This window comes from Ruegeria sp. G12 (assembly GCF_056533565.1).
In genome coordinates this window covers 88,046-110,458 of record NZ_JBQFOO010000012.1, presented here as the reverse complement: position 1 = coordinate 110,458, position 22,413 = coordinate 88,046, and the positions used below count along the sequence as shown (strand labels likewise).

Annotated in this window: 21 protein-coding genes; 3 read left to right on the top strand and 18 right to left on the bottom strand. The window is 60.0% G+C overall.

Annotated features, from left to right (window positions below):
• Window positions 1-14: 14 nt before the first annotated feature.
• The 8 genes from ACR0JN_RS21235 to ACR0JN_RS21200 form a co-directional block, all read right to left on the bottom strand.
• Window positions 15-2,696, bottom strand: a complete 2,682-nt coding sequence (locus ACR0JN_RS21235) for an arsenate reductase (azurin) large subunit (RefSeq protein WP_480888482.1) — start codon at window positions 2,694-2,696, stop codon at window positions 15-17.
• A 14-nt stretch (window positions 2,697-2,710) separates the two neighbouring features.
• The gene (locus ACR0JN_RS21230) at window positions 2,711-3,280 is read right to left on the bottom strand and encodes an arsenate reductase (azurin) small subunit (protein ID WP_480888481.1); all 570 of its coding nucleotides are present in this window, start codon (window positions 3,278-3,280) and stop codon (window positions 2,711-2,713) included.
• Between the two features lie 5 nt (window positions 3,281-3,285).
• Window positions 3,286-4,470 (bottom strand): cytochrome-c peroxidase, encoded by a 1,185-nt coding sequence (locus ACR0JN_RS21225; protein ID WP_480888480.1) that lies wholly within the window; start codon window positions 4,468-4,470, stop codon window positions 3,286-3,288.
• A gap of 11 nt (window positions 4,471-4,481) precedes the next feature.
• Window positions 4,482-5,588 (bottom strand): cytochrome-c peroxidase, encoded by a 1,107-nt coding sequence (locus ACR0JN_RS21220; protein ID WP_480888479.1) that lies wholly within the window; start codon window positions 5,586-5,588, stop codon window positions 4,482-4,484.
• Window positions 5,589-6,053: 465 nt separating this feature from the next.
• Entirely contained in the window at window positions 6,054-6,872 is an 819-nt protein-coding gene (locus tag ACR0JN_RS21215) for a hypothetical protein (protein ID WP_480888478.1), read from the bottom strand.
• Window positions 6,873-6,940: 68 nt separating this feature from the next.
• Entirely contained in the window at window positions 6,941-8,605 is a 1,665-nt protein-coding gene (locus ACR0JN_RS21210) for a sulfatase-like hydrolase/transferase (RefSeq protein WP_480888477.1), read from the bottom strand.
• Entirely contained in the window at window positions 8,602-9,834 is a 1,233-nt protein-coding gene (locus tag ACR0JN_RS21205) for a DUF3179 domain-containing (seleno)protein (RefSeq protein ID WP_480888476.1), read from the bottom strand. Before ACR0JN_RS21205 ends, ACR0JN_RS21210 begins: the two co-directional genes overlap by 4 nt.
• Window positions 9,835-9,858: 24 nt before the next feature.
• Window positions 9,859-10,086, bottom strand: coding sequence for a hypothetical protein (locus ACR0JN_RS21200; RefSeq protein ID WP_480888475.1), 228 nt, complete (start codon window positions 10,084-10,086; stop codon window positions 9,859-9,861).
• A gap of 174 nt (window positions 10,087-10,260) precedes the next feature.
• On the opposite strand from ACR0JN_RS21200, the gene ACR0JN_RS21195 reads away from it, so the two are divergent.
• Window positions 10,261-11,619 carry a tetratricopeptide repeat protein gene (locus ACR0JN_RS21195; RefSeq protein ID WP_480888474.1) on the top strand — a complete coding sequence of 453 codons (1,359 nt, stop codon included), beginning with the start codon at window positions 10,261-10,263 and terminating at the stop codon, window positions 11,617-11,619.
• Window positions 11,620-11,675: 56 nt separating this feature from the next.
• On the opposite strand, the gene ACR0JN_RS21190 is transcribed toward ACR0JN_RS21195, so the two are convergent.
• From ACR0JN_RS21190 to ACR0JN_RS21170, 5 genes are all read right to left on the bottom strand, one after another.
• On the bottom strand, window positions 11,676-12,821 hold the full coding sequence (locus ACR0JN_RS21190; RefSeq protein WP_480888473.1) for an ABC transporter permease: 1,146 nt from the start codon (window positions 12,819-12,821) through the stop codon (window positions 11,676-11,678).
• Window positions 12,818-13,744 carry an ABC transporter ATP-binding protein gene (locus ACR0JN_RS21185; protein ID WP_480888472.1) on the bottom strand — a complete coding sequence of 309 codons (927 nt, stop codon included), beginning with the start codon at window positions 13,742-13,744 and terminating at the stop codon, window positions 12,818-12,820. The genes ACR0JN_RS21190 and ACR0JN_RS21185 overlap by 4 nt, the downstream gene beginning before the upstream one ends.
• Entirely contained in the window at window positions 13,741-14,700 is a 960-nt protein-coding gene (locus ACR0JN_RS21180) for an HlyD family secretion protein (protein WP_480888471.1), read from the bottom strand. Before ACR0JN_RS21180 ends, ACR0JN_RS21185 begins: the two co-directional genes overlap by 4 nt.
• Before the next feature lie 113 nt (window positions 14,701-14,813).
• The gene (locus ACR0JN_RS21175; RefSeq protein ID WP_480888470.1) at window positions 14,814-15,704 is read right to left on the bottom strand and encodes a haloalkane dehalogenase; all 891 of its coding nucleotides are present in this window, start codon (window positions 15,702-15,704) and stop codon (window positions 14,814-14,816) included.
• Between the two features lie 79 nt (window positions 15,705-15,783).
• Window positions 15,784-16,161 carry a hypothetical protein gene (locus ACR0JN_RS21170; protein ID WP_480888469.1) on the bottom strand — a complete coding sequence of 126 codons (378 nt, stop codon included), beginning with the start codon at window positions 16,159-16,161 and terminating at the stop codon, window positions 15,784-15,786.
• A 117-nt stretch (window positions 16,162-16,278) separates the two neighbouring features.
• Here ACR0JN_RS21170 and ACR0JN_RS21165 point away from each other — a divergent pair, with 117 nt between their 5' ends.
• Window positions 16,279-16,872 (top strand): TetR/AcrR family transcriptional regulator, encoded by a 594-nt coding sequence (locus ACR0JN_RS21165; protein ID WP_480888467.1) that lies wholly within the window; start codon window positions 16,279-16,281, stop codon window positions 16,870-16,872.
• A gap of 19 nt (window positions 16,873-16,891) precedes the next feature.
• Here the strand turns inward: ACR0JN_RS21165 and ACR0JN_RS21160 are convergent, their stop codons facing one another.
• The 5 genes from ACR0JN_RS21160 to ACR0JN_RS21140 all read right to left on the bottom strand — a co-directional run bounded on the left by ACR0JN_RS21160 (window position 16,892) and on the right by ACR0JN_RS21140 (window position 21,339).
• Window positions 16,892-17,527, bottom strand: a complete 636-nt coding sequence (locus ACR0JN_RS21160; RefSeq protein WP_480888466.1) for a DUF1826 domain-containing protein — start codon at window positions 17,525-17,527, stop codon at window positions 16,892-16,894.
• Window positions 17,524-18,738 carry a GTP-binding protein gene (locus ACR0JN_RS21155; RefSeq protein ID WP_480888465.1) on the bottom strand — a complete coding sequence of 405 codons (1,215 nt, stop codon included), beginning with the start codon at window positions 18,736-18,738 and terminating at the stop codon, window positions 17,524-17,526. Before ACR0JN_RS21155 ends, ACR0JN_RS21160 begins: the two co-directional genes overlap by 4 nt.
• A gap of 186 nt (window positions 18,739-18,924) precedes the next feature.
• Window positions 18,925-20,076 (bottom strand): adenylate/guanylate cyclase domain-containing protein, encoded by a 1,152-nt coding sequence (locus tag ACR0JN_RS21150; RefSeq protein WP_480888464.1) that lies wholly within the window; start codon window positions 20,074-20,076, stop codon window positions 18,925-18,927.
• Between the two features lie 112 nt (window positions 20,077-20,188).
• Window positions 20,189-20,791, bottom strand: a complete 603-nt coding sequence (locus ACR0JN_RS21145) for an NAD(P)H-dependent oxidoreductase (RefSeq protein WP_480888463.1) — start codon at window positions 20,789-20,791, stop codon at window positions 20,189-20,191.
• A gap of 53 nt (window positions 20,792-20,844) precedes the next feature.
• Window positions 20,845-21,339 (bottom strand): nuclear transport factor 2 family protein, encoded by a 495-nt coding sequence (locus ACR0JN_RS21140; RefSeq protein WP_480888462.1) that lies wholly within the window; start codon window positions 21,337-21,339, stop codon window positions 20,845-20,847.
• Between the two features lie 120 nt (window positions 21,340-21,459).
• Here ACR0JN_RS21140 and ACR0JN_RS21135 point away from each other — a divergent pair, with 120 nt between their 5' ends.
• Window positions 21,460-22,356, top strand: coding sequence for a LysR family transcriptional regulator (locus ACR0JN_RS21135; protein ID WP_480888461.1), 897 nt, complete (start codon window positions 21,460-21,462; stop codon window positions 22,354-22,356).
• The last annotated feature ends 57 nt before the right edge of the window (window positions 22,357-22,413 follow it).

The following is a 22,413-nucleotide window of genomic DNA, read 5'->3' as shown; positions in this document are numbered from 1 at the left end:
CCCCCGGAAAGCCGTCAGGCGATATCGCGCGGTGCGAAGGACATCGTGCGGAACGAGGTCTTGTAGGGGCTCGGCCCCAGTTTGCGCAGCTTGGCAACGCCCATCTTGTAGTTGTAGTTGCCGCTGATCCAGTCGACGATCCGGCCCTCAAGCGCGTTTGCAGGCTGCTGCATGTGCAGGAAGTCCATGTAAACAACGCTTTTCTTGATGGCGGGCGTGACCATGGCCACGGCGGTGATCGCCGCTTTGGTCAGTTCGATATGCCCGTTCTCCATCAGTTTCGAGAACTGGAAGTCATCGCCTTCCACACCCAGCAGCGTGGTCTTGTTGCCCGGAACACGTTCCGAATAGACCATCACATAGTCGCCGCTTTCGATGCCGCGTTCAGCCGCATCATCGGGGTGGATTTCGACCCAGTTTTCCGGCCAGCGCTGCACGATATACGGGCGGCGGCGGTCGTCGAAACCGGACTGCCAGCGTTCGTTGATCCGACCCGAGGTCGCCCAAAGCTCGCCTTCGTCCTTGTTGGGTTTCAGCCATTCCCAATAGTCCGAGAACAGATTCCACGGCGATTTCTGGATGTTGCACTTACCGGTCTGGCTGTTGAAATGCGTCAGCTTCTTGTTGAACACATCCGCGCCAGCCGCACCGGTATCGGGCAGTTCGCGGGTTGTGTCGTGCAGACGTTTGGTTTCAATCAGCGTGACCCCATCGGCATCCAGCATGACCGGGCATTGCACACCATCAGTGCCGAATTCACGGACCTTCTGGTGGAGGGTTTTGCCCTCTTTCTTGGCCAGACGGTGCACCGCGTGGAAGTCCTTGCGCGACCCGCGGGTAAAGCGCACGGCCTCTTCCGCGACTTCGTTCGAGCTCTGCCAATCGAACCCGTCAAAGCCCATCCGCTGTGCCAGTTGTGCAATGATCCACCAGTCAGGTTTCGCCGCACCGGGGGCGTCATAGAACTTCTGGTAAAGGCGCAGACGACGTTCGCCGTTGGCGCGCAGGAAGTCCTCTTCGCCCCAGGTTGCTGCGGGGAACACGATGTCGGCGTAACGGTTGCCGATCGGGTCCTGCAGATAGATGTCCTGGTTGATCACCACCATGCCACCGCTGTCGGCGCGGGCCTTCAGTGTGTCGATCATCTCTTGCTTGTCAAAAGAGGCGATCTGGTGCGGGTTGCGGACGGTCAGTTCCTCAAACTTGTCGGCCAGTTGCTGGCTGCCGCACATGGATTGGATCCATGTGGTGCCGATCACATGGGCCATACGGGTATGACCTGCGATCAGATACCGGTCGGTATCCATGGCGCGACGACGGCGACCGGGCAGTTTCTCGGGCGATTTGTTGCGCGGATATTTCCCGCCCTTCACGCCGCCCCGCTGGTGACCACCGGCCCGGCCAATGACCTGACCCGGACGACCGCCACAGCCACAGATGATACCCAGAGCCGAGATCGCCTGCGTGTTGCCGGTGTTGTTGGACCAGTAGAACCCTTTCTCGATCATCACCGAGGTTTTGGGCCGGGTGCCATCCGCCTTGGGTTTGGCCAGCCATTCGGCGGCAGTATAGATTTTCTGCACGTCGATTTCGGCCATGGCGGCTGCGTTCTCGGGCGAGAACTCGTCCTGCGACAGCAACCAATCTTTCCAGTCTTCAAAGCCTTTGGTCTGGAACTTGCCCCAGGTGGTCCGCCACTGCCATGGCGTGTTCCGGGTGCCCTGACCGAAGCCCGAGGAGCTTTCCCACTTGTTGTTGACCCATTTCTTGATCCAGTCGCTGTCTTCCCAGCCATTTTCCACGATAACGCGGGCGATGGCATTAACGACCAGCAGGTCAGTACCGGGCAGAACGTCGATATGCAGACCACCCATCTTCTCGGCATGGGCCACGCCAGCCGACCGGCGCGGGATCAGATAGATTTCTTTCTGACCGTTCTGCATCCCCTTCATCATCCACTGGGTATAGAGGATGGTTTTGGTCTCATACGGGTCGGTGCCGCAAACCAGAAGGGTTTCCGCATCGCGCCAGTCTTCGTAGGACGGGCCGAAATTGTCGAAACCCGCATCCCGGAAACCGGGGGTCGAGGTCACGTCGGACGGCGTGTCGTGGAAGGTGAAGTTCGCGGTGTTGATATGGCGCAGCGCGTATTTCGAGATCGCATAGGTATTCTCGATATACTGATAGCTGAAGGTTTTCACGCCATAGGCATTGGTGCCGTGTTTGGCGATGACGTGGTTGCCCACCTCAGCCGCCACATCCAGCGCCAGATCCCACGGGACCGGCATCAGCGTGCCATAGATCCGCATCAGCGGTGTCTTCAGGCGGTCGCGTGTCGGTGTCTGCGGGTTATAGCATTTCTGCGCGATACACCCGCCCCGCAAGGAGCTGTCGCCGTCGGTGTTGACGTATTGCGTGTCCTTGTCAGGGATGATCACCACGTGGTGCGGCTGACCTTTGTGCAGAACGATGTTGTGCTGGTTCGGCGCGACCCATGCACCCAAGGGTGCAACGGGGAAATCCTCGCCAAAGGCGTTTTCGTCCGCAGTTGGGCCACCGGGTTTGGCCGTCACGGGCCAGCGGTAGACTTTGTAACCACAGGCCACAATGCAATAGTCGCAGGCGGTCGAGATGACCTCGGCGCCTTTGGGCGGCAGCGGGACGTTGGTTTCGGGTACGTAATACGGGGTTGCCATGTTTCCGTTTCCCCTTATGCAATCAGGTTGTCGTAGCGGCCGTAGATCAGGCCGAACATGCCAACGGCGTAGATGTCATCACCGTCCAGTTCCAAAAGGACCTGCGGCAGCGACTGATAGGCCTGCCCCGAGACGAGGATGCCGTGCCGTGTCGCGTCATAGGTGGACAGGTGCAGCGGGCACGGGCCCAGCACCTTATGTTCAGGCTTGTAGCTGTCATACATCGACCCGCCCTGGTGGGTGCAGGTGAGGTTGAAGGCCACAACATCCTTTTGCGGGCCGATGCCGCCGCCGCTTTCCACGCCGGTTTTCACAAGGATCGAGTCCGAATAGTCACCCTCATCGGGGTAGTAGAACTCGACCGGCACATCCTGTTCCAGTTCGGACAGTTTGCCGATCAGCTTGCGCGGATAGGTGGACACAAGGGCAGGAACCTGTTCGGCCTGACCGTGGCGGGTGGGCATGGCCACCATCACGGCAAAGGTTGTTGCGCCCGAGGCGAACAGGAACTGGCGGCGGTTCACGGTGCAGGCCTTCTTGGCCTCACCCGTACAACTGCATCCGGTTGCGTTATGATCTTTCATGACGCTTACTCCTCTGCTGCCGCGGGAAGCGGCTGGTAATCCGGCAGATCAGGTTCTTCGACCAGAATCTCGTCACCGGACAGGGATTTCAGGAAGGCCACCAGATCCGCCTTTTCCTGATCATTCAGGCCAAGCGGCTGGATCAGTGGGGATTTGGTTGCTGCGAATTCATTCTCGCCGCCGCCCTGATTGTAGAATTCGACCACATCCTCGAGCGTCTCCAGCATGCCGTTATGCATGTAGGGTTCGGTGTAGAGGGTGTAGCGCAACGAAGGCGTGCGGAACTTGCCCAGATCGGCCTTTTCCTTGGTGCGGAAATAGAAGCCGGGGTCGTCCTTGGTGTGGCGATAGAAATCCTCGGTCGAGCCTTTGGAATAAAGCTCGTACCGGAAGGTGATCTGCGCCAGACCGTCATCTTCCCAGCCACTATAGGGCGGAACGCCGGTGTTGTAGTATTTCTCATCCGACAGCAGCGCGCCGTTGTGGCATTCGGAACATTGCGCCTTGCCGGTGAACAGCTCCAGCCCGCGTTTCTGTTCGTCGCTCAGCGCCGCATCATCCCCACGCAGGTAGTTGTCGAAGGGCGTGTCGGTCTGAACGATGGTCCGTTCAAACGCAGCGATGGCCCGCCATGCGTTGCCGATGCGCGGCCACTGATCGCCGAAGACATCGTTAAAGCGTTCGACATATTCGGGAACGAAGGCCAGTCGCGCCTCCATCATGTCGGATTCGCCGTTGCCGGCAACCGCACCGCTTGCGGCGGATTTGGCCTGACTTTCAAGGCTTTTCGATGAGCCTGCCCAGAACAGTTTGCCGTAATAGGCCGAGTTCACAACCGTCTGGCTGTTGCGCCAGTGGGTCGTGCCAGGATAGCCGAACGAGATCGGCGCTTCGACGTCCCAGCCCACATCGGGCAGGTGACAGGCCGAACAGGGCGTTGTCTCATTCCCGCCCAGACGTGGATCGAAGAACAGCATCTTGCCCAGTTCGATCTTGGCCTCGGTCTGCGGGTTGTCCAGCGGGATGGGCGGCTCGCCCAGCGCCACCAGCGGTGCATCGGGGTCAGGGTCTGCCCCGCCGATACCGGCCTCAATCGCGATACTGTCCGCAGCAAACGCTTGCGAACCGATGGCGGCAAACAAGGCAGCGGTGGCGATTGTGCCTGAAAGGTAAGACTTAAGGTCTTTCATGGGTCCACTCCTCAGTTTGTCGTTTCGCGCCAGTTTTCGATCGGCGCATAGTCCGTATCGATTTCCTCGGCGACGAAGTCAGGACCGGTCAGCGGCTCGCCGGACAGTGCCTTCAGGAAGGCCACCAGCTGTGCTTGTTCGGTCTCGTTGAGGCCAAGCGGCTTGATGCGCGGGTCCTTGTTCTCATCGTCACCGCCACCGGCGTTGTAGAAGGCCACCACGTCTTCGAGCGTTTCCATCGTGCCGTTGTGCATATACGGCGCGGTATAGGTCAGCTCGCGCAGCGTGGGGGTCATGAAGGTGCCGAACGTGTCGGCGGTGTGGGTGCGGATATAGGCACCGGGGTCAGCGCGCAGGTTCATGTAGTTCTCGACGCCGAGGAACTTCATCATGGTCACGAAGGTGATGTGACGTGTCGGTTCCGCCCAGATGTCGGGGTTGTCACCAACGCCGATATTGTGCGGCAGGTCATCGGTGAACCGCTCGCCCGAGTGGCACGAGTTACAGCCGCTGGCATTGAACAGCTCGTACCCTGCCTTGGCCTCGTCCGACATCTCGCCACTATCAAACGGAGCGCCCCGCGAGATCAGCGTTTTCAGATATTCCGGGATCGCGTTACGCACGCCGCCATTCGACGGCTCGCCAAATCCGGCGGCTTCGAACATCTCGACATAGACCGGGTCCTGCTTGATGCGTTCCTGCATCATCCGCATGTCCATGTTCATGGAATAGGTCTCGGTGATGCTTTCGCGGGTCACGTCGTTAAGGTTGGTGCCTATGCGCCCGTCATGGAACCACGCGTTGCGCTTGGCGCTGTTGATCAGAGTCGGCACGTTGCGGAAATGCAGGTTGCCCGTATAGGCATCTGACAGGGCCTGCCCGTCGGTGAACCCGTTTTCCGGCTGGTGGCAGCTGGCGCAGGCCAGCTCTCCGTCGCCCGACAGTCGCGGATCAAAGAAAAGTCGTTTGCCAAGTGCCGCCTTGGCAGGGTCGAACTCAATGGCTTCTACCGGGCCCGGCTGCTCTGCCTGGGCCTGGTGAACCGGGTAAGCGGCACCCATCGTCAGCAACGAAACTGTCGACAGCGCCGAGAACCATGTTCTGGCTTTGGTTGTCATTTAAAAGCCCCTTTTTCGCTAGTCCGGTCTTCTCGGCATGGCCGGGGACCGGCATGGCGGACCATAGGGAGGGCCATGGGGCGGCGATTTGATCTGGATTAAGGTGCAGGGTTTTAGCTGGGGTACGCGACACCCCGCCTCAGGCCAAATCAGACGGATGCTGCATTTTTGGGCAACATGGGGCAAAACGCGCGCCAAAGCCCTATGCCTTATGATCGTAACTCCTGCTCAGATCAAAACCCCAGGGCCCGTATCCCACAGGAATCACCCGAAAACCGTGCATAACATCCCGGTGCGATTCGAACCGAAAGAGCAGCCGCCAATTGGTCAAATCCCCCACCGTTCCGGGCGTGGTTCGGCGAAATGACATCCCCACTTGGTGAGAAGGTGGATGGGTCGGGGCAGCAGCGGGTATCAGTTCCGATCCTTGGCCTTCAGATCGGTCGCAGCTGAGGGGTTACACGCCTAGTTGAAGAATATCTTCAGTCCAAAATACGGCCCGTGCTGCGTGACATCATAGGCAAACTCGCCTGTGCTTAGCGTGTCGCTGTAATCGACGCTGAAAAACCGGTAGCCGAAGGTAAGCGCGGTTCTGTCCCAGGGCTGATAGTCGAAGCCGATATTCGCGCCGACCTGCAGGTCATTGCCCCCGGCTCCAAAACCGCCAAGATCCACCGAGGCGATGGTTGTCCAGCGCTCGTTCAGCCGCCACATGCCACGGGCGCCGACGACCGGCTCGATCCAGCCCTCGTCGCCGCCCAGCGTGGGTGGGGTTGTCGGGCCCGGGGTGGTGAACTTGATCTCTTGCCGGATCGAGTTGTAGCGGATGCCCCCCTGAAGATCGACGCTGTAGCGCTGGTTCCCGGTGCCGTATGTTCCGTTCGCGACGCGGTAGGCCCCCATGACTGCGAACCATTTCTGGCGCACATCTATATCCACGGCCGAGCCGCGGGGACCGGGGAGGGTCGTGTCCTCTCCGATACCCACGTAGTTGGCATCGACGATGATCCCCAGATCCCCGTTCCACGCCTCGAACCGCCCGGCAGCGGCGAAATCGAGGACGTTCAGCACATCGCCGAGATCAAGGTCCAGATCGGCTGAAACGCCCGCCACGGTCGATGTGCCCGTAGTTCTGAGCGGCGTGAACAGATAAAGGCCAAAGCTTTGCCGCCAACCGTCATCCGCCTGCCCCGGCGCGGGCAGCGATTGGGCTGACGCGCCGCAGGCCAGCAGGCAGGACAGGGCAATGGTGCCTGCAGCGCAGGGGGCTGATCGTAGGGCCATGTGTCAATCTCCTTGCGTGTGGTCCGGCGAAATCCGGGTATCGGGGGTGCCGACGCGGCGTGCTGCGGTCATTTGCTGACCGAGGATTGCTTGAGCAAGAAGGCCTCGACAGCGGCCTCGGTTTCCGGGCGCAGGTTTTCGATGCCTTCATAGGGAACGCCGCGCGCGGGTTCGGTATCGGGGTATTTCTCCTTGCGCTTCAGGTGACGCCCGAGAATGCGCACGAATTCCTGACCGCCCCAGGCCCCGACCTCGGTAGAGACCGGATATTTTTCATGCGTGTCGCGGTAAACATCGAAGAAATCCGCAAGGATCGCGCTTTCACCGGAGCCCGGAATGCGCAGCTTGAGCTGATCCTTGATGATCGCCCGGGGGGTGTGGACGGAATAGACGATCAGGTGATCCCGCCGCCCTTTTGTTTCCCCCAAAAGCAGCAGCGCTGACTGATCGACGCCATCGACCAGCCGGTCCCGGGGGATACCGGCCTCGGCCCCGGCAAAGCGGGCGAGCGTTGTATACAGGTCGGACACGTGGACGATATCGCCGACGATGCCGTCGGCTTCGATCATTCCGGGCCAGCGGATGAAACTGTCGACCCGGATACCGCCCTCGGACACGTCACCCTTGCCGCCCGCGAACACCATCGGCGTAAAACCCGATTGCGGCGAGTATTTGGTAAAGTGGCCATTGTCGCCCATGACGATGACGATGGTGTTTTCGGTCAGGCCAAGCGCGTCCATTTCGTTGAAGATGTCACCCAGCCAGCTATCGAGCAGTTGCATCTTGTCGACATAAAGCCCGCCGTTTGGCGATTGCGGCCCGCCCCGGCCCGCGCGGGTATTGTCCAGCGGGATCAGGGGCCAGTATTGCAGGAAAAAGGGTTTGTCCCCGCCCGCCAATTCCCGCAGTTTTTCAAGCGTCTGATCCTGATAGCGCTTGTTCATGTCGTCATATTTTTCGGCCGTCCACCGTTCGCCTGCGGTCATCTCGACCTCGCGCGCGGTGCCGCCCCGTTGGGCTTCCAGCCCGGTGACCATGGCGGCAGGGTCGGGGCGAAAGAAATCGTCGAGAATGAACCGGTCGTCGAAATCCGATATTCCGACCGAGACCTGTTCCTTGATCGCGTCGTCATTGTAGATCGTCAGCTGGCCCTGCTGATGCACCGGGAAACCGGCCCAGTCGAACCCCTGATTGTGGGGCCAGGCCTCGGGGATGTCGCCCATGTGCCATTTGCCGACATGGGCGGTTGCATAGCCCGCGTCCGACAGAGCCTCGGCCAGTGTCACCTCATCCGCTGGCAATCCGAACCCTGCGATGTCGACGGTGGTGTCGCCCATGCCCATCCGCACCGGCAGCCGCCCGGTCATCATCGCAACCCGCGTGGGGGTGCAGGACGGCTCGGTATACATGCGCACCATCCGCATCGCCTCGTCGGAAAAGGCGTTTATGTGCGGGGTCGAATACCCACGCACGGCGTTCAGTTCCGGTATCCCCAGATCGCCAAAGCCGATATCGTCGATCAGGATATTGAGGATGTTGGGCGGCTTGCCCCCGTTCGAGCGGCGGAAGGCGTCGAGCAGCTGGTCGACCTCGGCATTGTCCGCCGCCCATTGGTCGGCGTTCTGGGCCTCGAGAATATAATACTCGGCATCATGGATGATGGGACTTTCCTGAGCGGTCGCGGACGTGACCGCAAGACACATGAGCGCCGACAGGCCAGACAGGTTTTTCATTTCGGAGCTCCTTGTTGGGTCTGTTCCATTGCGGGATCGGGATCGGTTTTGCGGTTGATGTCGGTGCCGGGAAAGAACTCGACCCAGACATGCCAGAACATCCCTGATCGCAGGGTTTCAACGCGGCTGAGCGTTCCGCAATCTGCATGGCCGAAAAAGTCGATTTCCCGGACGGGCGCGGCGCTGTCATTGTACCAGACGCCGACGCTTTCATAGGCCGGGTCGTAAGACACCACGACATCACGGCCGCCGACCGTGGCGTTAATCAGCCCGCGGTTTTCGGCAATGAAATCATCGGTCCAGCACACCGCGTCGTCGCCCACGGTTACACCCCAGACATAGGTCTTGTTCGGCAACCGGTCATCGCTGTGGCTCATGTTGTCCATCACCGGCGCGGCCTCTTGATGCTGTTTGGCGATGCCCGAGGAGAATACGGTTTCGGTGAACGTATCGAACAGTCTGAGCAACGGGTTCGAAGACGGTTTGTTCAGAAAAACCTCGCCATTCGGATAGGCCTTCTGAAACCCGCGAAAGCTCATCCGGAAGGTTGGCCAGGGCTGCATTGCGGATTGTTTCGAGGCATCGCTGTCGAAATAGCCATAGATCTGCTGGATCGGCTCTCCGGTGGTGTTGTCGCGCAGGATCAGGTTGTTGCCGTGCTGGGCCATCACTTCCAGGTCCAGCCGCTTGCCGTCGATCACCGGTTTGTAGGCCAGGCCCAGATTGGCCATGGCGCAATAGGTCATCACGATGTCGTCGCCACCCAGCCCCTGGGCATCCCCGGCCAGATGCGGCCGCATCAGCTGCGCGTCCGAATGCGCCCGTGCATGGCCATTGTTTTCGATCACCAGAACGCTGGCAGAGGGGTTGATGAAATTCCGCGCCTCAGAGATCGGATAGTAGCGCGCGCTGTTTTGCTGGTTGCGCAATCCCACATGAACCCAGACCCAGGGGAACACGAACAGGAAGATGATCAGCAGGGTCACCGCAGGCACGCCAAGGAAAAACAGCCAGCCGGGGCCGCCGCCCATCCAGTGACCGATCAGCAGCAGGACCAACCCGCCGAGACCGGTGGCCAGAAAGGTATTTTCATTGCGGATGAAGCGGATCATGTTGTTCCGCTTGACCTTCAGGACCATCTGGCTGACATCCCCGAGGTCACGAAAATACATGAACCCGATGGTCATCGACAGGATCAGCCCGGCGTAAAACAGAAGATTGGCCAGCATTGAGATCGCCTTTTCGTATCGTGGTCAGAGTACGGGGGGCGTCGGCTTTGACGCCAGATAAAGCCGGATTTCGCTTTCGAGTCCCCGAAGGCTGTCGTGCAAATCCGGGTAGGTCGGGGCGCTGGCATCGCAGGGCAGCAGCGCGGCCAGCTTCTCGTAATCGGTGCAGATCTGGGCAAACACCGTGTCCGAGCTGCGCAGGCGTCCGATTTCATTTGCCTGATCCGGAAACAACATCGACAACGCATCCATATCGCACTCCTGATGGAGAATTCCTGACAAGGCCCCGGTGGCGGGGCATTTTCCCCCTCCTTTCCGGTTCAGTATCGCTGAAACCCTCTTACATATTCAGGTATCTTAACGTATGTTACGACGTAACACGTTATTTATCAGAGGTTTAGGACCCGCCGGAAAGCTGCCAAAGCGATGTCGTCACCACATCCAGATTCTGAAACAGGTCCCGGTCTGGGCCGGAAAGACCCGCCGGATACCGAGATTCGGCAGGCCTTGCAGGCCGTTCTGGACAGCCCGGAATTCGACGGGGCCGAGCGGCTGCAGTCCTTTCTGCGCTATGTGGTCGAAAAGCTGTTGGCGGGCCAATCCGGGGACATTCGCGCCAAGTCCATTGCCGAGGATGTGTACGGCATTTCACTGAACGCGGGTGGGGACCCGATGGCCGTCGTGCGTGTCGATGCCGGGCGTATGCGCCGAAGACTGGCCAATTACTATTCGAACTCGGGCAAAAATCAGTGCCTGCGTATTCACATCGACCCCGGCGGATACGTGCCCCGGTTCGAGGTGCTGCAGTCTGAACAGAGCCAGGTTCCGATCCGCCCCCCGCGACCGCATTGGATTTTGGCCGCCGCAGTTTTGGCGGCGCTGGTGCTTGTCGCAGGAAGCGTTTTCTATTTCAGGACGTCGCCACCCCCCCAAAACGCCACAGCGCCCTCCGAAGACCGCAGACAGCAACAAGCTGTCCGAGAAGCGCTGTTTTCCACCAATCCAACTAAATTGCAGGCGGTCAATCTGGTGAGCGAAGCGCGCCCGCTGATGTTTCCGGCGCTTGATCGTGAACGCCTTCAGGCTGTCAGCGGTATGTTCGAACGGGCGATTGCGTTGGATGACACGTATTTCGGGGGCTATGCGGGCGCGGCGCAGGCGTTGGGCATTCTGGCGATCACCTCTCCGCCCGGTGACGAAAAGCGCGCTTTGCTGGACCGCGCCAGATCACATGCCAACACGGCGCTGGAACTGGCGTCGGACCAGGGGTGGAGCCATTCGGCGCTTGCCATGGTGTCCTTTGCCAGTCGGGATTTCGATGCGGCTCTCGATCAGTCTGCGCGCGCGGCCAGCCTGGCACCGGACGATATCCACGTCACGAATTTCGACGCTTTGATTGCATTGTTCAGCGGCGATTTCGAGCGCGCCATCGCATCGGCCCGCCGCGCGCAGGACAGCGACACCACCGACCGAAGGTTCCCCTATCGCAGCGTATTGGCATCGGCCAGCTATCACCTGCAGGATTTTCAGGGGTCCGTGGACCAGTTCAACGAGGCGATCAGGCTGGGGGACCCGGTCAGCGCGATCTCGATCGGCTATCTCGCCGCCAGCTATCAACGGCTGGGCGAGCTCGAACAGGCCCGCGCGACGGTACTGCTATTGGACGAAGCCTGGCCGGGCTACCCTCTGGCTGCTTTGTTCCGGACCCTGTTTGCCGATACATCCCATGCCGAGCAGATCATAACCGCGCTCGACGCCATTGAGCCTTCGCAAGGTGAGAAGTGATTTCTTTTGGGCGCGGGGTCGCTTCGCCCTGTCCATCTGGCGTGAAATCGGGCCGCCTATCCCAACCGCTTCTTGAACCTCAGGGTAGCCGCCAACAGTCCGAAAACGGCAAACCCGATCATCCATAAGATGTCCCACCGCAATTCATACAGCGACGCGTCACGCAGGACCACGCCGCGGATCATGTCCATGAAATGGGTCGCTGGCAGGACCTGAGCAATAATCTGGACCGGTTGCGGCATGCCGTCGAAGGGGAACATGAAGCCCGACATCAGGATCGAGGGCAGCAGGACAAAGATGGTCATCTGCATCGACTGAAGCTGGTTCTGCGCCAAAGTGGATATCACCAGCCCCAGCGACAGGCTGGCGATGATGAACAGCAACGTCACCACCAACAAAGTACCCAACCCGCCGTTTATCGGGACATCGAACAGCACGTGCCCGAGGCCGAGGATGATTGCGACCTGTATCAGGCCCAGAAAGATATAGGGGATGATCTTGCCGATCATCAGTTCGATCGATTTGATCGGGGTGTTGATCAACATCTCCATATTGCCCCGCTCGCGTTCGCGGACGATGGCGGCCGAGGTGAACAGGATCATTGTCATGGTCAGGATCACGCCGACAAGACCCGGCACGATATTGACCGCCGACCGCTGCTCGGGGTTGAAATAAAGCGTCACCTCGAACGTGGGCACTTGCCGGTTTGGTGGCTGTTTCAGCAATTCGGTCAAGGGCATCGTGCGCAGGGATTTGATCGCGCTGGCGACCATCGTGTCCGAGCCATCGACGATCCAATGGGCAACCGGTCGGCTGCTGGTCTGGTCGGTTGCGTTGGGCAGGCCCAGCCCGACCGACGGGCTTCGGGCAAGGCGCTGGCTGACATCCGGCGGAATGATCAGCGCGGCGCGCACGCGGGATTCGGTGATCGCGCGTTCGGCCTCTTGCGGGGTTGTCAGTTCTTCGGTGATTGTCACGACTTGGGTGGCCTGGACAATCTGCGCCAGCGTGCGTGACAGTTCGGTTCCGGACTGATCCACCACCGCCACGGGCACATGGCGCAGGTTGGTGTTGATCGCATAGCCAAACAGCAGCAGTTGGATCAGCGGGATCATGATGACCATGGCAAAGGTCATCCGGTCCCGCCGCAGTTGCAGCAGTTCTTTCTTCAGAACAGCGGTGATGCGGCGCGCAGAGATCACTGTTCCGGCCCCCGTGTGGCACTGACGAACACGTCTTCCAGATTTGGTCGCTGCGGGGTCAGGGACAGGTCGGCAAATTCAGCAAGCTGGCCGCGCAGCATATCCACTGGCTGAGGTTCGGATTTGTCCACCAGCACACGCAGCCGCGACCCGACCTGCGCCGTCGACAGGATCTTGGGCTGACCGTCCAGCGCGTGTTTGACCTTGCGCAGGTCCGGGCCTTCAACCTCGACAACGTCGGCCTGCAGATCGTCCATCAACTGACGTGGAGAGCCATCGGCTTTTTTTACCCCATGCTGCAGGATGGCCAGCCGGTGACAGCGTTCGGCCTCGTCCATGAAATGGGTCGACACGATCATCGTCGCGCCCTGATCGACCAGATCGAACAGTTGCTCCCAGAAGGTGCGGCGGGTTTCGGGATCAACGGCCGAGGTCGGCTCGTCCAGAAACAGCAGTTTCGGGCGATGCATGACGGTTGCGGCAAGGGCCAGTTTCTGACGTTGTCCGCCGCTCATGCTGCCGCTGAGTTGATGGACATTCGTCGTCAGATCGTAGGTCTGCAGCAACTCGTCAATCCGATCCTTGGCCGATTTCCCCGGAATGCCGTAAATCTCGGCCGCAAACCGGAGGTTTTCCAGCACGGTCAGGTCGCGGTAATACGAGAAGATCTGAGTCATATACCCGATCTCATTCTTCAGCGGCTCTGCCGCCTCGGGCATCGATTGACCCAGAACCGAGATCGCCCCGCTGCTGGGGGTCAGCAGCCCCGTCAGCATCCGCATGGTCGTGGTCTTGCCGCAGCCATTGGGGCCGAGAAAGCCGTAGATCTGGCCGGTTCGGATTTCGAGGTCCAGATTGTTCACGGCAGTGTTGTCCCCGAACCGGCGGGTCAGACCTTTCGTCGAGACGACGATATCATTCATGGCATGGGGACCTGCACGGGCACTCCGGCGGGCAGGTCCGGGGATGCGGTGGGCAGGTCAATCTCGGCCAGATAGACAAGCCGGGTCCGGTCATCCTGATTCAACCCGTAGTAGGGCGTGAACGAGGCGTCATCGCTGATCCAGCGGATCACGCCGTCCAGCGGATCGGCCAGCCCGTCCACGCGCACGTCCAGCGTGTCGCCGGGTTTCAGATTGACGCGATGCGGCTCGGGCACGTAGACGCGCGCGTATGGCGTCTGGCCCGTGACCATCACGGCAACCGGGCTGCCGGATGTCACGCGTTCGCCCAAATTCCACGGCAGGGAATCCAACACGCCGTCGCGGGTGGCCGTGACCGTCAAATCGTCCAGCACGGTCTGTTCGGCGGCGACCGAGGCTTCTGCCGCCCGCACATTGGCCTCGGCAACCGCAAGGTCTTCGGGGCGGGTGCCGTTTTGTAGCTCTTTCAGGGACTCCTGAGCGCTGGCCAGTTCAGCGCGCGCGGAATCGCGCAGGGCCAGATCATTTGCCACTTGGGCCTCGGTCACGACCGAATTCTCGACCAGTCTGGCGTTTCGGTCATAGATGGCCTCGGCATCGGCAAGACGCGCAACCGCGCCTGCAACCTTGGCCTCGGCAATCGCAATCTCTTCCTCGCGCGGGCCAACCTGCAGTTTCAGAAGCGTGGCCTGCGCCTTTTCCAGTTCAGCCTGCGCCAGGGCCAGCTTTGCGCTTTGCAGGGTGGGGTCAAGCTGAACCAGCGTGTCGCCTGCCTTGACAACAGTGCCCTCGGCCACCGGCAAATCGACAACGATTTCGCTGGCCGTCGCGGTCAAAGCCACCCGGTCGCGCGCCAAAACGCCCAAGGCGACGCTGGTATCGGAGCCCGAGCACCGGTCCAGAAAGGCGGGCAGGACAGCCGCCAGAATCAAAGGTATGGGGATTGTCAGATTCAACAGGTTTTCCCTCCGGTGCTAGGCCTTTGAACGCGTTGGGCGATCGTCAAAGCATAAAATCAGGAAATCCGATTTATGTATACGGTTCAGCCGCTAAACATGACAGGACAGGGTCACGCGGGCAGTCGCGCCAGCCAGTCCTCCAGCTTTTCTCCGATCAGATGGGGGTTATCTTCCTGCAGGAAATGAATGCCTTTGCCGATATCCGCCACGTCGAGATTCTGGATGGTTTGACGGCACCATTTGACCTCTTTTGGCCCGATGGTGCCTCCGGGCGTGGCGTGGAACATCAGCATCGGGGTTTGGGTTTCACCCAGCCAGCGGCTGTAGCCACTGACGACGTCATGAACATCCGCTGGCGTTCCGTCGATCGGAATCTCGCAGGGCCAGACCCGAAGCGGCTTGCGGCTGCGCGCGGTGGGGTAGGGCGCGCGGTAGTGGTCCATCTCTGCCGGGGTCAGGTCGCGCAGAATGGCGCTTGGCAGGATCTTCTCGACGAACATGTTCAGGCCCGAGATCATCAGCCACCCCAGACCCGGCGTCCGCATCATGCGAAACCCGGTACGGAAGTCTGGCGGGAATCCGGCCCAGCTCATCGGGCGGATGATGCCCTCCATGAACGCGATGCCGCGGATGTTCTCAGGGTTCCGGTGGGCATAGTGAAACCCCAAAGCCGAGCCCCAGTCATGGATGACGAGCGTCACGTTCTGCAGCCCCAGCGCCTGGATAAAGCCGTCCACGAAGGGGACGTGATCGACGAAACGATAGGGGATGTCCGGCTTGTCCGATTTGCCCATGCCGATCAGGTCCATCGCAATGGCGCGACCCTGCCGCGCGGCATAGGGGATGACGTTGCGCCACAGATAGGACGAGGTCGGATTGCCATGCAGAAACAGAACCGGTGCGCCTTCGCCTTCATCGACATAGTGGATGCGCTGCCCGTTCACCTCGACATATTTCGAGTCATACGGGAAGTCGGGTGAAATCCCCTGTTCGCTACTCATTGGGCCGCCCTTTCTGCGTTGCGAGTCTCTTCGATCAATCCCAGTGCCTCATCATACCATGCGGGGCCGGAGGCTGATCTCAACCATGATACGCGAAATAGGCGCGGACAGGGGCGGTGAAGGTCAGGCCCATGCTGATGATCGCGATGATAAAGCCGATGACTGCGGTCGCCGGGATCGAGACCAGAAAATCAACGGCAATCGCGGCGTGGATACCGATCATGCTGCGCTTTAGGATCGACGCGACGATGCAGGCAAAGGTCACCATATAGCCCAGCATCGTATAGAGCATCAGGTTGGCGGCTTGCGGGCCAGCCAGCTCTCCGACCTGCAGGCCGTAGAATTTGAAGGCGGCGAAGAAGCCAAAGGCCAGCAGAATTTTCAGCGCGTTCAGAATGAAGATCACACGCAGCGTGACGGGTTTTGAAGCGCCGGGCGTCGGGTTGATGGCGGTCATGTCAGGTCTCCGGTTCAAGTGGGCCACACGGCATTTGCTGCCGCGCGTCCGCAATGCTATCCATGTGGATAGGAACTGATTACTATCCACATGGATAGAAAAAGCAAGGAGAAATCTGTGGCGCGCAAACGCAAGACGGATCACGACAGTGCAGTGGCCGGGGCGCTGGACCTGTTTTGGCGGCGGGGATATCACGGTGCCAGCACGCGAGAGCTTGAGCATGAGACGGGGCTCACCCGGTTCACGTTGCAAACCACCTATGGCGGGAAAGAGAAGTTTTTCCTAAAGACGCTGGACACTTATCTGGACAACGCCGAGGCCCGGCATTTCCCTGATCCCGAAACCTACTCGCTGGATGATCTGGCCGGTTGGTTCCGGGGCATCGCCTCGGCCAAGCGGATGCCAAAGATCGAAGATGCGGGGTGCCTTGCCTTTAACTCGATCAGTTCATTCGACCGCTCTGACCCCGAGGTCAACGCACGGATCGAGCGCTACCTGACCACGCTGGAGGGGCGGTTCGCGGCGATACTAAACCGGGCCAAGACAGACGGGGCCATCCGGTCCGAGGTCGACCCGGATGAGGCCGCACGGGTGCTGATCGGCCTTTTGCTGGGCCTTCATACGATCATGAAAGCCCGAACCACGGACCAGTTTCCCCAGAGCTACGCCGAGGCGGCGGTCGGGCTGATTGACGGCTGGAAAATACGGTAGCTTCGCGCAGCAAGGCCCGCTAGCCGACCTCATCCAGATCGAAAACAGGGTCAAGCACAAGGACCAGACGCGTTTCGCCGGTGCCCGCGATAGGCGGCGAACGGTGCAACAGGCCGGGTGATGGGGTTTGCGGCCAAAGCGTGCCGCGCATGATCATCGGGGCTCCGGTGGCGAGGGTGAAGACCCGTTTTGGGTCCTGACCATCACGCGATATTCCGTATTGCGTTCCGGTGCCCCGATAGGTGCAGATCAGGCGTGCGTGGATCGCGTCGATGTGGAATTTCCGGCAGGCGTTTGTGCTGATCGGGTCCAGGCGAAGCCGCAGATAGGGCGCGCGCATGATCTCGGCAAACCGGGTCGCCAGATCGGCGATATCGTTTTCCAGCCAACTCCGGTGGGTTGTGTTTTCCATGGCTGAGATCTCGCATAGATGCTGAACCGCCTCGGGCACGGCCGTTGGACGCAGGATCAGACGCCCTTTGGGCAGGTGTGCCGGGTCGAGCGCATTGATCCATGCCTGAAAAGCCGAACCGACCTGGCGTCGCCAGATTGCAGCGGCACATCCGGGCATTCCGATCCGGGCCAACCCTTCGGGCGTGTCGGCAATGCCAACACCGACGGCGGCGTTTTTGATTTCTGTGCGAACATAGCTCATGCGGCATCCTCCACCCTGCGCCACAGCGGGAACGGATCCGGCAAGTCAGTCGGCAGGGTGTCGGGGCCGGGCGCGACGGTCTTTGGCAGCAAACAGGCATCCAGCCGCGATCTCAGCCCTGGCCAGTCAATGCCTGCGCCAATAAAGACCAGTTCCTGCCTTCGGTCACCCCAGGGCTCGGACCAGTGCTGTTTGATGTAGCTCAGCACAGAAGGGTGTTCCGGCCATCGCGTTTCCGGGACCGAGGCCCACCAAGTTCCGATCGGCTGAACGCTGGACAGCGCCCCGGCCAATGAGAATTCTGCAACCCATTGCGGCCGGGTTGCGATCCAGAAATGCCCTTTGGCCCGGATCACACCGGGCAGGTCGCCGTTCAAAAGGGCCAGAATCTTCTCGGGCTCAAAGGGCTGGCGGGCGCGGTATACAAAAGACGAGACACCGTATTCTTCGGTTTCCGGAACGTGGTCTGCAAAACCGTAAAGCTCTTTCGCCCACATTGGATGCTGGTGCGCTTCTTCGATGTCAAAGAGGCCGGTGTTTAGAATGGCGTCGCTGGCGACCTGCGAATGGTTGGTTTCGATGATCCGGGCATCCGCGTTCAGGCTGCGGATGATCTTGCGCGCCGCATCGGTGCGTTCCGACCCCGCATCACCGACCTTGTTGAGAATGACCACATCGGCAAATTCGATCTGATCGGTCAAAAGATGGACCAAGGTACGTTCATCCTCGGCCCCCAGTGTTTCGCCCCGGTCGCGCAGGAAATCATGGCTGGAAAAGTCCTTGAGCAGATTTACCGCATCCACAACGGTCACCATCGTGTCCAGACGGGCGACATCTGAAAGGCTGCTGCCGTCTTCGTCCCGAAAGTCAAAGGTCGCCGCGACAGGCAAAGGTTCCGAGATGCCGGTGGATTCGATCAGCAGATAGTCGAACCGCCCTTCCGCAGCCAGCCGCCGCACTTCGGCCAGCAGATCATCGCGGAGGGTGCAGCAGATGCAGCCATTGGACATTTCCACCAGCGTCTCGTCGGTGCGGCTAAGCTCGGTTTCCGCGCGCACGAGGTCGGCGTCGATATTCACTTCGGACATGTCATTGACGATGACGGCAACGCGCCGACCTTCGCGGTTGTTCAGAACGCGGTTCAAAAGGGTGGTTTTACCAGCCCCAAGAAAGCCGGACAGGACGGTAACGGGAAGACGGGCATCGGTCATGGCTGGGGGATATCTCGCTTTTTCTGGGCGGTTGGTCCTTTGATTTGCAACGTGATATCATAACATTTAGAAGAAACACAAGCCGGTTGAGCGATCCGTTCGGCGATCTGGCTCGGACAGTAAGTCGTCACCGATACGGCTGAACCAAGCGCTTTCAGCAGACCGATGAAATCACCAACAGCTTGATCAGACTTTGAACACTTCAATATCCGCGCGCAGGCCGCGGATGGAATGGCGACCGACGGACTGGGCGTCATCGGTCATGTGCTGTGCGACGCTCTGGGTTACGAGCACCTTTTCGCCCAGCAGTTTACACAGGTCCTGAACGCGGCTGGCCACGTTCACGGCCTGACCGACGACAGTGAAATCCAGGCGGTCGGGGCTGCCGATGTTGCCATAGGTGACCTCGCCGAAATCAATGCCGATTACGAATTCTATGGCCTCCCGGCCTTTGTCAGCGGCGGTGTCGTTGTAGGTGCGCAGATTGATCAAGGCTTGATGCGCCGCCCGAACCGCCGCCAAGCAAGAGGTCTGGGCGCTGTCATCCACATCAAAAACGGCCAAAATGCCGTCGCCCATGAACTTGAGCACGTCGCCGCCCTGATCCTGAATGGGGGACACGACCATCTCGAAATACTCTCCCATCATGGCAAGCAAGTCAGCTTCGGGCCAGGTTTGGGCCTTTTCGGTGAAGCCGCGCAGATCAGCGAACAGGATGGCAGCGGTGACGGTCTTGTGTTCCCCGCGTTTGATATGCCCCTGACCGATTTCCTCGGCGGGGCCATGACCCAGATAGGTCTGCAGCAGGCTCTTTTGCGACTGACGCATCGCGATGGGTTCCAGGGCAGAGGCAAGCGCGTGGCGTGTGTCTTCGATGTACCGGACATGCTGGTCCGAAAACCCCGCCGCCGCATTCGAGGTGTAACTGGTGCCCTGAACCGATCCGTTGCCATGCTCCAGCGGAATGGCCAGAAAGTCGGTGGCCCCTGTCTCGGCAAGTTCGGCATAGACCGGATGTTCCGCCGTCAGGTCGAGATCGGTCAGGCGTTTGCGCAAGGGGCGCCGCTGGGTGACCACATATTCAAACGGGCTGCCGTGCCAGGCGCTGGTTGCCAGAACCGTTGTCGCCACGGTGTAGCGGCGGGTTTCTTCAGGTGTCCAGATGATGCCCCAGGCGCTGAGCAGGGGGTTGGAGTAATTCTGCGCAATGCGCGCGCGGGACAAGGGGACCCCAAGCTGCACCAGACCCTCGCAATAGCCCTGGACGATTTGCGTTTCATCGCCAAGCAAGCGGCCTTGGGAAATCAGCCAATGGGTCAGGTCATCAATCTGAGTCACGGTGTTCTCGCAAACTGCTTCCGCACCGGCATTCTACCGATCACAGGCCGCGAAAGAACCCGCGCCGGGCTGCAGGCTTACAGTTTTCGATCCGGCGCGGGACAGGTGGGCGTCAGCTGACCGCTGCCGCAAGGGTGGGATCATCTTCCAATTGTCTGAGCAAGCGCGCCTGTCTGACTTTGGGGTCCAGTTCGGGATCACTCAGATAGGCCAGCATACGGGGCACGCTTTCGTCGATCTGTTCCAGGGTCGCCACCGCCATCCCATGCGCCACGAAGGGCCGCAGATAGGTCATCCCCGACAGGTTCGCCGTTTGCTGAAACGGTTTCAGAAACTCGGCCATGGTAAAGTTGTTGTAGCCGCCCGCGTGATAGCTGTGCTCGGGCCCGCCGGTCGAGACAAGGATCAGCAGTTCGCGCCCTTTCAGTTGATCGCCACCCGGACCGTAGGCAAAGCCGTAACTCAGGACCTGATCCATCCAGGCTTTCATCACCGGGGGTGCCGAATACCAGTAGAAGGGAAACTGAAACACGATCCGGTCATGCGCCAGCAAGAGCGCCTGTTCCGTTTCGATGTCAAAGCGCATTTCGCTGCCGCCAATGGCGGTCAGATCGCGCGTCGTTACGTTGGATGCATCAGACAGGGCGTCGAACCACGCGCGGTTGATGCGCGATTTGTTCAGGTCCGGATGGGCGGTGAGAACGAGGGTTTTCATGTATCAGCCTCTTGCAGGAATATTGCGGAATAATGGGTGATCAGCGGGCCGGGCTACTCGGCCAGCCGTTCAGGCACAGGGGCCAGCGTGTATTGAGACCAGAAAAACGTGTTGGCCGCGTCCTGATCGGCGGACAGGTTGGTTGCCTCGACGATCTTGCCATCCTCGATCCGGTAGACCAGCGCCCAAGTCGTATCGACATTCGGCTTGCCGTCGGCATTCGACCAGCCACGGTGGATATCGACCACATGGGTCTCGTCCGCGCCGAAATAGATGGGTTCGGCCTGAAATCCGGCGACGCCCAATTGTTCGAAAAAGGCCAGCACTTCGTCCCGACCGGTCTTGGTGCCAGACAAGGGGTGGCGGCCGGGGATGTGCCATTTGACGTTCTCGTCCATCACCGCTGCGATGCCGTCCAGATCGTTGGCGCCATAGGCGGCAAAGAAATCCTGCACGACCTTGATATTGTCTTCGGGGGATGCGGCCATGGCGGTCTCTCCTGCGATCAGCGCGGCGGTGAGGGCAGCAATTTTGGTCAGAGTGTGCATCTTGTGTCCTCCTGAATATGTGGTGACACAAAGGTAATAATCTCGACTAAGCGCGATAATTCACCCTGTAAGCATTACTTTCATGTATGATATCGATTAATTGAGCTATTCGAGGACAGGATGCGCCTGCCACTTGCCACGCTGGAAATCTTTACCGCCATCGCGCGCCACGGGTCGCTGCGTGCAGCGGCCGAGGCGCTGGGTATCAAGCCCTCGACCGTCAGCCACCAGTTGAAAGCACTGGAAGAGCAGCTGGGCACCGCGCTCTTCATTCGCACAACGCGATCCATCAGTCTGACCGAAGCCGGGCGCGCCCTGATCCGTGGTGCGGGGCCTGCTTTTGATCAGTTGACCGAGGCCGTCGAAAGCGCGCGCAGCACCGGCCACGCCGCGCGGGGTACGTTGAAACTGGCGATGCCGGAATTTGCCTATCACCTCTATGTCGGTCCGATCCTCAAGAGCTTTTGCGCCGAGTATCCCGAGATCGAGCTGGAACTGTCCCTGACCGATGCGCTATCGGATATTCTGGGCGAGGAACTGCATGCCGGGTTCCGTTTGGGGGACCGCGTGGCACAAGACATGGTGGCGGTGCGGCTGACGCAACCGTTGCCTGTAACCGTTGTAGCCAGCCCGGACTATCTGACCGCCCGAGGGATTCCGGAAACGCCGCGTGATCTGCTTGGGCATAACTGCATTCGCTATAGGTTCCAATCCTCGGGCCAGATCGCGCCATGGAGTTTTCAATCGGACGAGGGCGAGTATTCAGTCGATGTGCAGGGCAATCTGATCGCCAACGCCCTTCCAGCCTCGGTCGATCTGGCCAAACGAGGGCTTGGGCTGGTCTATACGTTCAGCGCCTATGTCGCCCCGCAGATCGCTGCGGGACAGTTGCAGCCGGTTCTGGACGACCATTTGGGCCCGACCCCCGGTATTTTCATGTATTTCCCGCGTGAATACCGGTCGATGATGCCGCTCAGGCTGTTCATCGACCATATCAAACGCCAGCGGGGTGTCTGACCCTGCATGTGTTGGCCCCATCTATCGTTGCCCGCGATGCCGAGACCTGCAAATCTG

Coding starts and splice junctions, on each gene's coding strand:
- ACR0JN_RS21185 (WP_480888472.1), bottom strand. CDS start 13,744: ATGAATGATATCGTCGTCTCGACGAAAGGTCTGACCCGCCGGTTCGGG.
- ACR0JN_RS21210 (WP_480888477.1), bottom strand. CDS start 8,605: ATGAAAAACCTGTCTGGCCTGTCGGCGCTCATGTGTCTTGCGGTCACG.
- ACR0JN_RS21170 (WP_480888469.1), bottom strand. CDS start 16,161: ATGACCGCCATCAACCCGACGCCCGGCGCTTCAAAACCCGTCACGCTG.
- ACR0JN_RS21155 (WP_480888465.1), bottom strand. CDS start 18,738: ATGACCGATGCCCGTCTTCCCGTTACCGTCCTGTCCGGCTTTCTTGGG.
- ACR0JN_RS21195 (WP_480888474.1), top strand. CDS start 10,261: ATGTCGTCACCACATCCAGATTCTGAAACAGGTCCCGGTCTGGGCCGG.
- ACR0JN_RS21135 (WP_480888461.1), top strand. CDS start 21,460: ATGCGCCTGCCACTTGCCACGCTGGAAATCTTTACCGCCATCGCGCGC.
- ACR0JN_RS21160 (WP_480888466.1), bottom strand. CDS start 17,527: ATGAGCTATGTTCGCACAGAAATCAAAAACGCCGCCGTCGGTGTTGGC.
- ACR0JN_RS21205 (WP_480888476.1), bottom strand. CDS start 9,834: ATGCTGGCCAATCTTCTGTTTTACGCCGGGCTGATCCTGTCGATGACC.
- ACR0JN_RS21175 (WP_480888470.1), bottom strand. CDS start 15,704: ATGAGTAGCGAACAGGGGATTTCACCCGACTTCCCGTATGACTCGAAA.
- ACR0JN_RS21140 (WP_480888462.1), bottom strand. CDS start 21,339: ATGCACACTCTGACCAAAATTGCTGCCCTCACCGCCGCGCTGATCGCA.
- ACR0JN_RS21215 (WP_480888478.1), bottom strand. CDS start 6,872: ATGGCCCTACGATCAGCCCCCTGCGCTGCAGGCACCATTGCCCTGTCC.
- ACR0JN_RS21225 (WP_480888480.1), bottom strand. CDS start 4,470: ATGAAAGACCTTAAGTCTTACCTTTCAGGCACAATCGCCACCGCTGCC.
- ACR0JN_RS21145 (WP_480888463.1), bottom strand. CDS start 20,791: ATGAAAACCCTCGTTCTCACCGCCCATCCGGACCTGAACAAATCGCGC.
- ACR0JN_RS21220 (WP_480888479.1), bottom strand. CDS start 5,588: ATGACAACCAAAGCCAGAACATGGTTCTCGGCGCTGTCGACAGTTTCG.
- ACR0JN_RS21230 (WP_480888481.1), bottom strand. CDS start 3,280: ATGAAAGATCATAACGCAACCGGATGCAGTTGTACGGGTGAGGCCAAG.
- ACR0JN_RS21235 (WP_480888482.1), bottom strand. CDS start 2,696: ATGGCAACCCCGTATTACGTACCCGAAACCAACGTCCCGCTGCCGCCC.
- ACR0JN_RS21200 (WP_480888475.1), bottom strand. CDS start 10,086: ATGGATGCGTTGTCGATGTTGTTTCCGGATCAGGCAAATGAAATCGGA.